A 14,364-nucleotide genomic window follows, 5' to 3' on the forward strand; every position below is an offset into this window, starting at 1 on the left:
CCGCAACCGGGCACCGGAGGATCACCCGGTGACTTCGGGGGCACCGACGGCGAAGCGGCCGTCACAGTGGGCAATCTGGTTCTTCGGCGCGCTCGGCGGGATCCTGTGGGGCTTCGACACCGGGGTGATCTCCGGGGCGATCCTCTTCATCCCGGACGACGTCCCGCTCACCTCGCTGCAGGAGGGCATGGTCGTCTCGGGCCTGCTGGTGGGCGCCATGCTCGGGGCCGGTGCCTCCGGCCGGCTGGCCGACACCCTCGGCCGGCGGCTGCTGATCCTGCTCGGCGGGATCGTGTTCGTCATCGGCACGCTGGGCACCGCGCTCGGGGTCAGCGTGGCGATGCTCGTCGGGTTCCGGTTCGTGATGGGGATCGGCGTCGGCATCGTGTCCGTCGTCGTGCCGATGTACCTCTCCGAGCTCGCACCGGCCCACATCCGGGGCCGGTTGACCTCGCTGATGCAGCTGCTCGTGACCGTCGGGATCTTCCTCGCCTACGTCACCGCGTACGTCTTCGCCGACGCCCGGGACTGGCGCTGGATGATCGGCCTCGGCGTGGTCCCCGCCGTCGTGCTCGCGATCGGGATCTACACCCAGCCGGAGAGCCCGCGCTGGCTCGTCGCGCACAAGCCCGACGGCGGTGAGGAGGACGCGCGGCGGCTGCTGCACCGGCTCCGCGGCACCCCGGAGAGCGCCGACGCCGAGCTCGACGAGATCAAGGAGAGCGTGCGCGTCGAGCGCGAGCACACCGAGAAGGTCTCGATCCGCAGCCTGTTCGCCCCGCGGCTGCGCAAGCTGATGGTCATCGGGCTGCTGCTGGTGTTCTTCCAGAACTTCGTCGGGATCAACACGATCATCTACTACGCGCCGACGCTGCTCACCGACGTGGGCTTCGGCGCGACCGGGGCGATCGGCGCCAACGTCGCCATCGGCGCGGTGAACATACTGATGACGCTGCCGGGCATGTACCTGATCGACCGGGCCGGGCGCCGGCCGCTGTTGCGCTGGGGTGCCCTCGGCATGTGCGCGGCGATGATCCTGCTCTCGGTCACGAACCTGGTCGGCCTGAGCCAGGGCCCGCTGCTGCTCGGGCTGACCCTGGCCGGGATCGTCGTCTACATCGCGTCCTTCTCGATCTCCTGGGGCCCGGTGCAGTGGGTGCTGCTGCCCGAGCTGTTCCCGCTGCGGGTGCGGGCCGGGGCGGTCGCCTTCTGCGTGACCTTCAACTGGCTGTTCAACATGACGGTCGCCTTGCTGTTCCCGAGCCTGCTGGAGATGTTCGGCGCAGGCTGGAACTTCCTGTTCTTCGCCGTGACCACCGCGCTCGGGTACGTGTACGCGACCCGGCTGCTCCCGGAGACGAAGGGCCGCTCGCTGGAGCAGATCGAGCGTGACCTGGCCGATCCCGCCGGGGCGCGCTCCTGACCGGTCCCGCGCTCAGGGGGCCCGGTGCACCCGGACCTCGGGCGCCGGGTGGTCGAACCGCTGCACCGCGACCGCGCACAGCTGTCCGGTGCAGCCCTGGGCCAGCCGGGACGAGCCCCGGTCGCGGGTGACGGCGTTCGGGTTGCCGTGCACGCACAGCCCGTCGTCGCCGAACTCCGGCCGCTCGGGGTCGGGGCGCGGGTCCCACCAGGCCCCGGTCGGGAGCTGGAGGACCCCCGGCCGGATGTCGTCGGTGAGCCGGGCCGTGGCGAGGCAGGCCCCGCGGTCGTTGTGCAGGCGGACCACGTCGTCGTCGGCGATGCCGAGCCCGGCCGCGTCGGCCGGATGGATCCGCAGCACCTCGCGTCCGCCCCGCTTCGCCCCGGCGCTGCGCGCGCCGAAGTCGAGCTGTGAGTGCAGCCGGGTCGCCGGCTGGTTCGCCACCAGCCAGAACGGGTGCCGGTCGTCGGGTTGCTCGGCCGGCGGGAGCCAGGCGGGATGGCCGGGGCAGTCGTCGTAGCCGTGGGCGGCGATCGTCGCCGAGCCCACCTGCACCCGGCCGGACGGCGTCGGCAGCGGGTCCGCGACCGGGTCGGCCCGGAACCGGGCGAGCACGCCGCCGTCGTCGGGGCGCTGCGGCAGTGCCAGCTCGCCGCGTTCCCAGAACTCCGCGAAGTCCGGGGCGGGGTCACCGCGGCGGGCGAGCGCGACCCGGGTCCGCTCGTACATGTGCTCCAGCCACCCGCGGGCGGTGCGCCCCTCGGTGAACTCCGCCCCGCGGCCGAGCCGGTGCGCGAGGTCGGCGAGCACGTCGTAGTCGTCGCGGGCCTCGCCGGGCACCGGGACGAGCTGCTTCATCGCGATCACCAGTGGATCGGATCCGGTGGGCCCGATGTCGTCGCGCTCGATCGTCATCGTCGACGGCAGCACGACGTCGGCGTGCCGGGCGGTGGCGGTCCACACCGGGTCGTGCACGACGAAGGTGTCCAGCTCGGCGACCGCGCGGCGCAGCCGGCGCAGGTCCTGGTGGTGGTGGAACGGGTTTCCGCCGGACCACCAGGCCAGCCGGACGTGCGGGTAGCGGTGCACGGCGCCGTCGTAGGCGTAGCGCTCGCCCGGGTGCAGCAGCATGTCCGCGACCCGGGCGACCGGGATCATCGCCGGCACCGGGTTCGGGACCCGGGAGAACGACGGCACCGGTACGGCGTTGCGCGTGCGGCCGTAGTGACCGAGCGAGCCGAGCCCGTAGACGAACCCGCCACCGGGCAGCCCGATCTGGCCCAGCACCGCGGCGAGCGCGGTACCACCCCAGACCGGCTGCTCACCGTGTTCGGCGCGCTGCAGCGACTGCGCGACGGTGACCAGGCTGCGCCCGCCGGCGATCCGCCCGGCCAGCTCGCGGATCGTCGTCGCAGGGATGCCCGTGATCCCGGCGGCCCAGTCGGCGTCCCGGGCCGGGGTGCCGAACAGGTGGCCGCGCAGGGTGTCCCAGCCGTCGCAGTGGGTGGCGAGGAAGTCCGCGTCGTGCCGGTTCCCGGCGACGACGGTGTGCATGAGCCCCAGCATCAGCGCGACGTCGGTGCCGGGACGGATCGGTAGCCAGGTGGCGTCGACCTCCTCGGGCAGGTCCGGACGCAGCGGGCTGACCAGCACGAAGCGGGCTCCACGGGCCCGGGCGGCGCGCATCGCACCGCGTTCGACGTGCCGGGAGACCCCGCCGGGGGCGATCCCGGAGTTCTTCAGCGCCATCCCGCCGAAGGCCAGGACGGTGTCGGTGTGCGCCGCGACCTGGTCCCAGCTGACCGAGTGCCGGGTGACGGCGTCGAAGCCGCCGAGGATCTGCGGGACGATCACCTCGGCCGCACCGCCGGAGTAGGTGTTGACCGAGCGGGTGTAGCCACCGGTCACCGCGAGGAACCGGTGCAGCTGGCCCTGGGCGTGGTGGAACCGCCCCGCCGACGCCCAGCCGTAGGAGCCGCCGTAGACCGCGGCGTCGCCGTGGGTCGAACGCACCCGGTGGGTCTCGGCGGCCAGCCGGTCGAGCACCGCGTCCCAGGACACCGTCAGGTACCCGTCGCGCCCGCGGCCGGGATCCCGGCCGGGGCCGCGCTCCCACCAGCCCCGGCGCACCGCGGGGGCGGTGACCCGGGCCGGGTGGCCGACCGCCGACGGGACGTTGTCCAGCACCGGTGAGGGGTCCGGGTCGTCGCGGTGCGGGCGCACCCGCAGGCGGCCGCCGTCGAACCGGACGGTGTAGGCGCCCCAGTGCGCGCTGTGGGTCTTCTCGGTCTCGGTCACCGCGCTCCACGGTACGTCCTGCGGCGATCGGGGAACCCCTCCTCCATGACGACCTCCGCGGAGCTGCTCACCGATCACTTCGGCCGCGTCGACGAGCTGGTGCACGACGTCACCGCCGGCCTGTCCGACGCCGATCTCGCCCGCCGCCCGGACGCCGCCGCCGGGGCCGGCAACCCGATCGGCTGGCTGGTCTGGCACCTGCTCCGGGTCCAGGACGACCACGTGGCCGAGGCGTTCGGGACCGGGCAGGTCTGGACCGACGACGGCTGGGCCGGCCGGTTCGGCCTGGACCTCGACCCGGGCGACACCGGGTTCGGCCACTCCGACCAGCAGGTCGACGCCGTCCGGACCACCGCGGACCTGCTCGTCGGCTACGGCGAGGCCGTGCACGCCCGCACCGTGTCCCACCTGGGCACCCTGACCGACGACGACCTGTCCCGGATCCTGCCGCCCACCCACGGCGCCGGGGTCAGCCTCGGTGAGCGGCTGGTCAGCGTGCTGGGCGACGACCTCCAGCACGCCGGGCAGGCCGCCTACCTGCGTGGACTGTTCGGCATCTGACCCGACCGGCCCGGGCCGCCGGTGGCCCGACCCCGGCCGCATAGGCTGACCGGGATGTCCGCCCCCGCACGCGTCCCCGATCTGACCGCGCTCGCCCTGCTCGTCGCGGTCGCCCGTACCGGCACCCTCGGTTCGGCCGCGCAGCGCGTGGGGCTGTCCCCGCAGGCCGCGTCGGCCCGCCTCCGGACCCTCGAACAGCAGGTCGGGTCCCGGGTGCTGGAACGGGGGAAGCGGGGACGCTCGGGCCGGCTGACCGCCCGCGGCGCGTTGCTGGTCGAGTGGGCCGGCCCGGTGCTCGACGCCGCCTCCGGCCTCGACGCCGCGGTGGCCGCCCTGCGCCCGGCCCCGGCCGGTGACGCGACGGTGCTGCTGGCTGCCGAGCCAGGGGTCGCGGAGGCGATCCTGCCCGGCTGGCTGGTCGAGCTGCGCGACGGGCCGGGCGGCCACGTCTCGCTGGTGGACACCCCCGATCCGGCGGCGGCCGTGCGCGCCGGCACCGCGGCCGTCGGGATCGTCGAGGGGTCGGGCCCGCTCGGCGGGCTGCACGCCGCGACCGTGGCGGGTGACCCGCTGGTCCTGGTCGTGCCGCCCACCCACCCGTGGACCCGCAACGGCGGGGTGCACGCCACCGAGCTGCGCGCGACGTCGTTGCTGGTCCGCGGGCCGGGCGCGGCGTCGCGACGGGCCGCGGACTCCGCGCTGACGCTGGCCGCCCCGGACGTCGAGCCCGCCCGGCCGGTCGGCGAGCTGGCCGCCGACGCGGCGGTGCGGGCCGCGGTGCGCGAGGGCGACGGCCCGGCCGTGCTCGGCCGCGCGGCGGTCGCCGCGGACGTCGCGTCCGGTGCGCTGGTGGAGGTAGCGGTGCACGGTGCCGACCTCACCCGCGAGTTCCGGGCGGTCTGGCTGGAGGGCACCTCACCCCAGGGGACGGCCCGGGACCTGCTGCGCATCGCCACCGGCGGCCGGATCCGCTGAGGCCCGCTCGCGCCGCATCGCGGGCACCCCGATCGCGGCGGCGGCGAAACAGGCCAGCGCCCCCAGCGCGAGCCCGGCCCGGCCGCCCAGGTGCTCGCTCACCCACCCCGCCACCGGCCCGCCGACCGGGGTCGACCCGAGGAACGCGACCGACCAGAGCGCCATCACCCGGCCCCGCATGTGCGGCTCCGACGCCAGCTGCAGCGTGCTGTTGCCGCCGGCCATGAACGCCACGCTGGCCATGCCGACCAGCGCCATCGCCAGCAGGGCGACCCACAACGTGGGCGCCACCGCGGCGAGTGCGAGCACCACGCCGAACGCGGCCGCCGTGCGGACCAGGGACGGCAGTCCGGTCCGCCCGCGACCGGCGACCCCGAGGCCCCCGACCACGGCACCGAGCCCCATCGCCCCGGTCAGGTAGCCGTAGACGTCGGCGTTCCCGCCGAACGTCTCCGAGGCCACAACCGGCAGCACGACCGGGAACTCGTAGGCCAGGCAGCCGATCAGCGCCATCATCACCAGCGGGACGAGCAGCTGGGGATCGTCGCGCACGTAGGCCAGTCCCTCGCGCAGCTGCCCCGGCGCCCGCGGCGCGCGTACGGCCGGGGCGAGGGCCGCCACGTCGAGCCGCAGCAGCGAGCCGACGACGGCGACGAAGCTCGCGGCGTTCACCGCGAAGCAGATCCCGGTACCACCGGCGACGATCACCGCGCCGGCGATCGCCGGTCCGACCGCGCGGGCGGCGTTGGTCAGCACCGAGTTGAGGGTGACGGCGTTGCGCAGGTCGTCCCGGCCGACGAGCTCCTGGACGAACGCCTGCCGCGCCGGATTCTCGAACGCCTTGTTCAGCCCGAGCACGGCCGCGAGCAGGTAGACGTGCCAGAGCAGCACGGCACCGGACAGGGTGAGCACGGCCAGCGCGAGTGCCTGCAGGCCCATCAGCGCCTGCAGCCCGATCATCAGCCGGCGCTTGTCGACCCGGTCCACCCAGACGCCGGCGTAGGGCCCGAGCAGCAGGGTCGGCACGGTCTGGATCGCGACGACGGTGCCGAGCACCGCCGCCGAGCCGGTCAGCTCGTAGACCAGCCAGGACTGGGCCACCGACTGCATCCAGGTGCCGACGAGCGAGATCGACTGCCCGCCGAACCAGAGCCGGTAGTTGCGGCCGGACAGCGCGGCGAAGGTGCGGTGGGAGAAGGAACGGAGCGCGCTGCGCGCGCTCACCGCACGTCCCGCAGCGACGTCGCGAGCGCCTCCAGCGCCGGCAACGCGGCCCGCAGGCCCTCGGTCTGACCGTCGGGCAGGGCGTCGACGTGCTCGGCGAGCAGCCGGGCCCGCTCGGCCCGCAGCCGGGTGTGCTCGGCGACGCCGGCATCGGTGGCCACGACCCGCACGGCGCGCCCGTCGCGCGGGTCGGTGTCGCGCACCAGCAGACCGACCGACTCCAGCTTGCCGGTCAGCCGGGACAGCATGGTGGGGTTGAGCCCCTCGACCGCGGCCAGCTCCCCCATCCCGAGCGGGCCGCGCACCACGACGGTCGAGAGCACCGACACCTGGGTGCGGGTCAGTTCGGATCCGCGTGAGTGCCGGTCCAGACCGCGGCCGATCCGGGCCAGGACCACGCGGAGCCGGACGAGCTCGTCGTGGTCCAGGCCGCTCATCACGCTCCTATCCGTTTACCTGCCGGCAAGCATATACCTGCTGACGACGACGAACGGCGGAACGTGACCGACGGGGCTCAGCCGGTCGGATCCTCCTGGTTGGCGCGCAGCGTGGTGGCGAGCCGGTTCAGGTCGTCGCGCAGCCGGTAGAGCTCGTCCATGCTCATCCCGGTGGCGCGGGTGACCTCCTCCTGCGCGCGGACGGCCTGCTCGCGCAGCGCCCGGCCCTCGTCGGTGATCGAGACCTGGACGGTCCGCTCGTCGTCGGCCCGGCGGACCCGGACGAGCAGGCCGCGCTTCTCCAGGCGGGTGAGCATCGGCGAGAGCGTCCCGCTGTCCAGGAACATCTTCTCGCCGAGCTCACGCTGCGGCACCGACTCCTCCACCCACAGCACCAGCAACAGCGCGTACTGGCTGTAGGTCAGGCCGACCGCGTCGAGGATCGGCCGGTAGCACCCGGTCATCGCCCGCGAGGCCGAGTGCAGCGCGAAGCACAGCTGCTCGTCGAGTGCCGTGGGTGTCAGAGTTCCGGACCCGTCCATCCGCACAGCGTATGCCGACTCGCGCCGGAGTCCAGCATGCGGGGACTTTGCGATGGGGTCGTGTCGGAGCGGATCCGGCGCCGCCTCAGCTCTGCGGACCCACCGGGAACCTCAGTACGGCGCCGATGCCGTCCTCGAGCCGGACGTCGTCGTCCTGGCGGGCGAGGACGACGACGCCGTCGGCGGCGGCCACCGCGCGGATCAGCGCGTCCGCGGCCGGCGCGCTCGCCACCGGGTCGTCGAGCAGGTCGGCGGCCGTCGCGGCCACCGCGGTCGGATCGGCCCCGAGGACCAGCTCCGTGCCCGGCACCGCCGACGGGTCGACCAGCAGCGTCTCCACGGCGTGCGCCCTGGCCGCGGCCGCGATGCCGGCCACGCCGCTGACGGCGAGCCCGTCGGAGCGCCCGGACGCGGTCGCGTAGCTCGTCACGGCGGTGATCCGGCGCTGCTCGCGGACGTCGTCGGCGGCCGCGCGGACGGTGTCGTCGATCTGCTCCGGCAGCGTGCCGCCGGTGTTCTCCACCTCGGCCATGATCTCCGCCGACGCCGGGGCCAGTTCGTCGCGCAGCCGGGCCCGGCCCGGGCCGTCCCCCGCCACCACGAGCAGCCCGGCGTTGCCGGCCCGCACCAGCTCGTCCACCCGCTCGGCCACGGCCCGGGCGTTGCGCTTGAGCGTCTCCTCGACCCTGGCGTCGGCCGACCCCTCACCGGGGCCCGCCGTCCCGGCCTTGTGCACCGGTCCCGGCACGTCGGATCCCACCGCCTCGACGGTGCCGTCGACCGCCCGGACCCGGCCACCGGTCCGGTCGACCGCGACGACGACGGTGGGCACGTCGTCGCCGGCGGCCGTGAGCAGCGGGAGCAGGTCGGGCACCGCACCCCAGCTCGCGGTGCCGCGCTCCGGCGGGACCTCGGTGTGCCGGTCGAGCAGCACCCGGCCGGCGTCGGCGACCAGGATCCGGCCGGCGGTCCCGTCGGGCGCGTCCGCGCCGGTCACGGCATCGTCGAGCACGGCGAGCGTGGCGTCGTCGGCACCGGCGTCGGCCAGCCGTTCCCGCAGGTCGCGCCACCGCAGGCGGTACTGCTCGGTGGCGGTGGCGGTGTCGTGCGTGGCGTCCATGACGACGGTCGCGAACGGGCCGGTGCGGTCGTTGAGGGGGCGGATGACATCGGTACGCATCCCGTGCCGCCTTCCCGGCACACCGCGGGCCAAACCCGCGCCTGCGCGGCGGTCCGTCGCCCGGGCGGGTGTACCGCCCGCCGCGTCGTCGACCGCCGGGCGCCGCCGCACGGCCGTCCGGCACCGGCCGCTTGCGCCGTGCCCACGGGTGCGGACGATCGGCACGTGCTCTACATCGGACCGGTCGACATCCCGGGCTCGGACGACCACGAGGGTTTCGTGAGCGCCCGCACCGCGGACGGCCGCGACACCGGCATCTGGACCGACGTCCGGTCCGGGCCCGGGTACACCGGGTTCCGGGCCGGCTGCGAGTGCGGCTGGCTCGACGACGGCTTCTGCCCGCCCGATCCCGGCGGGCACCGGGCCGCGCTGGACGCGTTCGTGCACCGGCACTTCGCCACGGTCGCCGGCCGCGATCTCGACCCGCAGCGGGACTTCCTGCCGCCCTGGGCGGTTCCCGGCCGTCCGGGAAGTGTGCCCTGATCCGTCCCGGTGATCCGGTTCTCGGGCACACTCGGCGATCACCGAACCGTCGCACCACCACCCGGGAGCACGCATGACCACCCCGAACCGGCACGGCGCCCCCGCCTCGCCGGCCGCGCCGCCCGTCCTCGCGCTGCGCGTCCTCTCCGTCCTCACCGTGCTCTCGCTGGCCTGGCAGTTCGTGACCGCCTCCGGCCTGTTCACCGGGGGTGACGTCGGCCCGCACGGCACCGGGGCGATCGTCCTGCACGTCGTGGCCGGGCTCACCGCGCTCGCCGCGGTCTGGCTGCGGCTGACCGCCGGTGGCCCGTGGTGGCCGTCGGTGCTCGCCGCCGTGGTGTTCGGCCTGACCTTCGTGCAGGCCGCGTTCGGCGACATCCCCGGCCTGGTCGTGCACGTGCCCGGCGCGATGGTGCTCACCACCGGGTCGGTGTGGCTCGCGGCGTGGTCGCTGCTCCGTTCCCGCTGATACCCGTCCCGGCGACCGGCGCAGCCGGGAGGTCCACGACCGGGCTGCGGTGTCCGATTCGCCGGGCGCGATCACCACAGCGCCCATAGGGTCGATCGGACCCGGACGGCCGCCGGGACCGGTCCGGCACCGGTGCCGCCGCCGTCCGTCCGGTCCGGACGACGTCCGGTATGCCCAACGGGTCACGGGAGCCGTTCCGTGCGCCCCCGTACCGGCGGGAGTGGTCGGAGATGGTCGTCGAGACGCGACGGGCCAGGCAGCGCGAGCGCGAACGGACACGGCGCGGGGGATCGTGGCCGGACGAGGTGCGCGACCGGGTGCACGCCCGGGTCGGGGAGACCGTGCGGCTGCGCTGCGCCGAACACGTGCACTCGATGGACGGCGCGGACTTCGTCGCCGGCGTGCTCACCGACTTCGTCGGACGGGGCAAGTACCTGCGGTCGATGTTCGGCTACCTGGGCTGGCGGGCCGCCGCGCCGGACTCCCCGGCCGCGCTCGACGCCGTCGCCGGGCTGGAGCTGCTGCACGCCTTCGCCCTGCTGCAGGACGACGTCATGGACGGTTCGGCCACCTGTCGCGGCCGGCCGACGGTGCACGTCCAGCTGGCCGACTGGCACCGCGGCCGGGGCATGTCCGGCTGCCCGGACCGCTTCGGGGAGTCCGGTGCGGTGCTGCTCGGTGATCTCTGCCTGGTGTGGGCCGAGCAGGCCATGCGGGAGAGCGGCCTGCCGGGCGCCGCCCTGGACCGTGGCTGGCCGCACTACGACGCGATGCGCTCCGAGCTCGCCGTCGGCCAGTTCGCCGACCTCCTCAACGAGGCCCGCCGGATTCCGTCGCTGGACGAGGTGATGGACGTGCTGCGGCGCAAGTCCGGCAACTACACCGTGCGCCGCCCGCTGGAACTGGGGGCCGCGCTGGCCGGAGCCGACGCCGGCCTGCTCGCCCTGCTGGGCGACTACGGCACGATGATCGGTGAGGCGTTCCAGATGCGCGACGACGTGCTCGGCGTGTTCGGGTCCGACGCCACCGGCAAGCCCACCGGCGACGACCTGGCCGCCCGGAAGGCGACCAGCCTCGTCGTGCTCGCCCGGGAGCTGGCCGGGCCCGCCGACCGCGCGCGGCTCGACGCGCTGCTGCACGGCAGCGACGCCGCCGACGGGCCGGTCGACGTCGACGACGCCCGGGTGCTGGTCGGCGCCACCGGGGCACACCGCCGGATCGAGGAGCTGATCACCACCCGGGTGGACGGCGCGTTGCGGCTGGTCGAGACGGCGGCCGCGGACGGTCGGCTGGCCGACGACGTCGCCGGCGTCCTGCGCGCGATGGCCGTGCGCTGCGCCGAGCGGGTCTGCTGAGCGCCGCCATGACCTCCCGCTCCCCCGGCGCGTCGCCCGGCCCGGACCGCTCTACGCTCCCGCGCATGGTCGACGTCCCCGCTCCCGTCCCGTCCCGTGCCACCGCCGTCGGCCCGGCCGGGCTGCCCCGTACCGAGGTCCCGGCGCACTTCGACGAGGGTGCCGGTGACTACGACCGGCTGGTCGGGCGCAACCCCGGGTACCACCGGCACCTGCGTGCCTCGGCGGCCCGGATGCGGCTCCCCCACGACGGCGCCGGTCTGCGGCTGCTCGACGCGGGCTGCGGCACCGGCGCGTCCACCGCGGCGCTGCTCGGCGTCGCTCCGCGGGCCGAGATCGTCGCGATCGACGCCTCGGCCGGGATGCTGGAGCGGGCCCGGACCAAGCCGTGGCCGGGCTCGGTGCGGTTCGTCCACACGACCGAGGAGGCGATGGCCGACGCCGGCGTGACCGGCCCGTTCGACGGCATCCTCGCGGCCTACCTGCTGCGCAACCTCACCGATCCGGACGCCGCGCTGCGCCGCTTCCGCGAGCGACTGCGCCCGGGCGGGACGCTGGCCCTGCACGAGTACTCGGTGGCCGACTCGCCACGGGCCCGGGCGGTGTGGCACGCCGTGTGCTGGGGGATCATCGTGCCGCTGGGCCGGGTGACCACCGGTGAGACCGCGCTCTACCGGCACCTGTGGCGCAGCGTGAACACCTTCGACGGCATCGGCGCGCTGCGCGACCGGGTGCGCGGCGCCGGCTTCGACGCCGTGCACTCCGAGACGATGACCGGCTGGCAGAACGGCGTCGTGCACACCGTGCTGGGGAACCGGCCGTGAGCGTCCGGCCGGTCGACCCGCGCCGGGTCCTCCACCCGGCGGCCGGGGGTCCCGGTGACGCCGGCGTCCTCGGGCGGCGCCCGCGGGTCGCCGTGGTCGGCGGCGGGATCGCCGGGCTGGCCGCCGCGACCGGGCTGGCCGAGCGCGGTGTCGCCGTCGAGCTCCTCGAACGCGAGCCGTACCTCGGTGGCCGGGTCGGCGGGTGGACGGCGGAGCTGCCGGACGGCAGCCCGGTCTCGATGAGCCGCGGCTTCCACGCGTTCTTCCGGCAGTACTACAACCTGCGCGCCCTGTTGCGCCGCGCCGACCCGGGCCTGGAGCACCTCGTCGCGGTGGAGGACTACCCGCTGCTCGACGCCGACGGGCACCGGGACACCTTCCGCGGGCTCCCCCGCACCCCGCCCTGGAACGCGGTCGCGTTCGCGTTGCGCAGCCCGACCTTCCGCCCGGCCGACCTGCTGCGGCTCGACGCCGTGGCCGCCGCGCCGCTGGCCGACGTCTCGGTCCCGGGGATCTACGACGAGCTCGACCACGTCGACGCCGAGAGCTACCTGACCTCGATCAACTTCCCGCCCGCCGCCCGGCACCTGGCGTTCGAGGTGTTCTCCCGCAGCTTCTTCGCGCCGCCGTCGCAGATGTCGGCGGCCGAGCTGGCGACGATGTTCCACATCTACTTCCTCGGGTCCTCCGAGGGGCTGATGTTCGACGTCGCCGACGACGGGTTCGACCGCGCGCTGTGGGAACCGTTGCGGCACTACCTCACCACCCGTGGGGTGACGTTCCGGACCGGTGTCATCGTGTCGTCGGTCGAGCGTGACGTCGCGAGTGGACGGTTCCACGTGAATCATTCGTCCGGCGGTACCACCGAGGTGGACGCGGTCGTGCTGGCCACCGACGTCGGTGGCCTGCGGAAGATCGTCTCGGCGTCCGGCGGGCTCGGCACCCCGGAGGGCCTGGACCGCTGGCGGGCCGACGTCGCCGCCCTCGGGAGCGCACCGCCGTTCCTCGTGCAGCGGCTCTGGCTCGACCGGCCGGTGCGTGCGGACCGGCCGCCGTTCCTCGGGACCGGCGGGCTCGACCCGCTGGACAACATCTCGGTGCCGTCCCGCTACGAGCACGACGCGAAGGCCTGGGCCGCGCGGACCGGCGGCTCCGTCGTCGAGCTGCACGCCTACGCCGCGACCGGCGGCGGGGACGCCGCGCCCCCCGAGCTGCGCCGGCGCTGCCTGGCGCGGCTGCACGAGATCTACCCGGAGACCGCGGCCGCCGGGACCGTCGGCGAGCTGGTCGAGTGGCGCGCGGACTGCCCGATGTTCGGCGTCGGCGACTTCGCCCGGCGCCCCGGCGTCGGCACGCCCGTCGACGGCCTGGTGCTCGCCGGCGACGGGATCCGGATCGACCTCCCGGTGGCGTTGATGGAACGCGCCGCCAGCACCGGATGGCAGGCGGCCAACCGGTTGCTCGCCGGCTGGCGGCTCGCCGGGCATCCGCTCGAGACCGTCCCGACCACGGGACGGCTCCGTCCCCTGCGTCGCGCCGCCCGGCACGCGACGCGCTCCCGACCACGAGGTGTCCCGTCATGAGCGTGCTGTCCCGGATCTCCGACCGGTGGCCTGCGGCCTGGCCGCTGCAGCCCCTTCCGGCGCACACCTGGGCCCGCCAGGAACCGACCTACCGGGGCGCCGACCCGAAGCTGATCACCGCCGCGCTGGAACGGGCGCAGGCCCGGCCGTCCGGGAACTGGTTCGTGCTCGCCGCGAGCCGGGAGATCCGGACCGACCGCCCGTTCGGCACCCGGGTCGCCGGCACCGAACTCGTCGCCTGGCGCGACGAGCAGGGCCGGGTCCGGGTCGGTCCCGGTGCCTGCCCGCACCTGGGGGCCCCGATGGCGCTCGCCGCCGTGGACTGCGGGGACCTGGTCTGCCGCTGGCACGGGCTGCGCCTCGGCGCGGACTCCGGGCCCGGCTGGGCGCTGCACCCGGTGCACGACGACGGCGTGCTGGTCTGGGTCCGGCTCGACGGCGCCGGTGGCGAGACCCCCACCGACGAGCCGGTCGTCCCGCACCGGCCCGCCGGCCCCGTCCTGGACGCGGTGACCACGCTGACCGGCGTCTGCGAACCGGAGGACATCGTCGCGAACCGGCTGGACCCGTGGCACGGCGCCTGGTTCCACCCGTACTCGTTCCAGCGGCTCGCCGTGGACTCGGCCCCGGCCGTGACCGACGTGACCGAGGCCGAGGACCGGTTCCTGGTCACGGTCACCTTCAAGGTGGGTCCGGGCCTGGGTGTCCCGGTGCGGGCGGAGTTCGTGTGCCCGGAGCCCCGCACGGTCGTCATGCGGATCGTGGAGGGCGAGGGACTGGGGAGCGTCGTGGAGACGCACGCGACCCCCCGCGGCACCGATCGCGACGGGCGCCCGCGCACCTCGGTGATCGAGGCCGTCGTCGCCGGGTCCGACCGCACCGGCTTCGCCCTCGCCCAGCGCCTGGCCCCCGCGGTCCGCCCGCTGATGGCCCGCGCCGCGAACCGCCTGTGGCGCGACGACCTGGACTACGCCGAGCGCCGCTACGAGATGCGCACCCGCTGAGGCTGC

Annotated in this window: 14 protein-coding genes; 9 read left to right on the top strand and 5 right to left on the bottom strand. The window is 75.3% G+C overall.

Annotation, left to right across the window (positions count from 1 at the left end; translation table 11 throughout):
- The first annotated feature begins 28 nt into the window (after positions 1–28).
- Positions 29–1,423, top strand: coding sequence for a sugar porter family MFS transporter (locus tag AFB00_RS26785; protein WP_068799482.1), 1,395 nt, complete (start codon positions 29–31; stop codon positions 1,421–1,423).
- A 12-nt stretch (positions 1,424–1,435) separates the two neighbouring features.
- Here AFB00_RS26785 and AFB00_RS26790 read toward each other — a convergent pair whose 3' ends face one another.
- Positions 1,436–3,721, bottom strand: a complete 2,286-nt coding sequence (locus tag AFB00_RS26790) for a molybdopterin-dependent oxidoreductase (protein ID WP_068799483.1) — start codon at positions 3,719–3,721, stop codon at positions 1,436–1,438.
- A 45-nt stretch (positions 3,722–3,766) separates the two neighbouring features.
- Between AFB00_RS26790 and AFB00_RS26795 the strand changes: the two genes are divergently transcribed.
- Together AFB00_RS26795 and AFB00_RS26800 are read left to right on the top strand one after the other, a co-directional pair.
- On the top strand, positions 3,767–4,282 hold the full coding sequence (locus AFB00_RS26795) for a mycothiol transferase (RefSeq protein WP_068799484.1): 516 nt from the start codon (positions 3,767–3,769) through the stop codon (positions 4,280–4,282).
- A gap of 54 nt (positions 4,283–4,336) precedes the next feature.
- The gene (locus tag AFB00_RS26800) at positions 4,337–5,257 is read left to right on the top strand and encodes a LysR family transcriptional regulator (protein ID WP_068799485.1); all 921 of its coding nucleotides are present in this window, start codon (positions 4,337–4,339) and stop codon (positions 5,255–5,257) included.
- Here the strand turns inward: AFB00_RS26800 and AFB00_RS26805 are convergent.
- From AFB00_RS26805 to AFB00_RS26820, 4 genes are all read right to left on the bottom strand, one after another.
- On the bottom strand, positions 5,198–6,481 hold the full coding sequence (locus tag AFB00_RS26805; protein WP_068799486.1) for an MFS transporter: 1,284 nt from the start codon (positions 6,479–6,481) through the stop codon (positions 5,198–5,200). The genes AFB00_RS26800 and AFB00_RS26805 overlap by 60 nt on opposite strands.
- Positions 6,478–6,918 (bottom strand): MarR family winged helix-turn-helix transcriptional regulator, encoded by a 441-nt coding sequence (locus AFB00_RS26810; protein ID WP_156819739.1) that lies wholly within the window; start codon positions 6,916–6,918, stop codon positions 6,478–6,480. Before AFB00_RS26810 ends, AFB00_RS26805 begins: the two co-directional genes overlap by 4 nt.
- A 77-nt stretch (positions 6,919–6,995) precedes the next feature.
- Positions 6,996–7,460 (bottom strand): MarR family winged helix-turn-helix transcriptional regulator, encoded by a 465-nt coding sequence (locus AFB00_RS26815; protein WP_068799487.1) that lies wholly within the window; start codon positions 7,458–7,460, stop codon positions 6,996–6,998.
- An 85-nt stretch (positions 7,461–7,545) separates the two neighbouring features.
- On the bottom strand, positions 7,546–8,640 hold the full coding sequence (locus AFB00_RS26820) for a baeRF2 domain-containing protein (protein ID WP_156819740.1): 1,095 nt from the start codon (positions 8,638–8,640) through the stop codon (positions 7,546–7,548).
- A 165-nt stretch (positions 8,641–8,805) separates the two neighbouring features.
- On the opposite strand from AFB00_RS26820, the gene AFB00_RS26825 reads away from it, so the two are divergent.
- The 6 genes from AFB00_RS26825 (at position 8,806) to AFB00_RS26850 (ending at position 14,358) form a co-directional block, all read left to right on the top strand.
- The gene (locus AFB00_RS26825; protein WP_068799489.1) at positions 8,806–9,123 is read left to right on the top strand and encodes a hypothetical protein; all 318 of its coding nucleotides are present in this window, start codon (positions 8,806–8,808) and stop codon (positions 9,121–9,123) included.
- A gap of 73 nt (positions 9,124–9,196) precedes the next feature.
- Entirely contained in the window at positions 9,197–9,592 is a 396-nt protein-coding gene (locus AFB00_RS26830) for a hypothetical protein (protein WP_068799490.1), read from the top strand.
- Between the two features lie 170 nt (positions 9,593–9,762).
- A complete protein-coding gene (locus AFB00_RS26835; protein ID WP_231974093.1) occupies positions 9,763–10,947 on the top strand; it encodes a polyprenyl synthetase family protein in 1,185 nt (394 codons plus the stop codon).
- 65 nt (positions 10,948–11,012) lie between these two features.
- Entirely contained in the window at positions 11,013–11,771 is a 759-nt protein-coding gene (locus AFB00_RS26840; RefSeq protein WP_068799491.1) for a class I SAM-dependent methyltransferase, read from the top strand.
- Complete coding sequence (locus AFB00_RS26845; protein WP_068799492.1) at positions 11,768–13,354, top strand: FAD-dependent oxidoreductase; 1,587 nt, start codon at positions 11,768–11,770, stop codon at positions 13,352–13,354. The genes AFB00_RS26840 and AFB00_RS26845 overlap by 4 nt, the downstream gene beginning before the upstream one ends.
- Positions 13,351–14,358, top strand: a complete 1,008-nt coding sequence (locus AFB00_RS26850) for a DUF5914 domain-containing protein (protein WP_068799493.1) — start codon at positions 13,351–13,353, stop codon at positions 14,356–14,358. Before AFB00_RS26845 ends, AFB00_RS26850 begins: the two co-directional genes overlap by 4 nt.
- Positions 14,359–14,364 lie beyond the last annotated feature (6 nt).

The organism is Pseudonocardia sp. HH130630-07, assembly GCF_001698125.1.
Lineage (GTDB): Bacteria > Actinomycetota > Actinomycetes > Mycobacteriales > Pseudonocardiaceae > Pseudonocardia.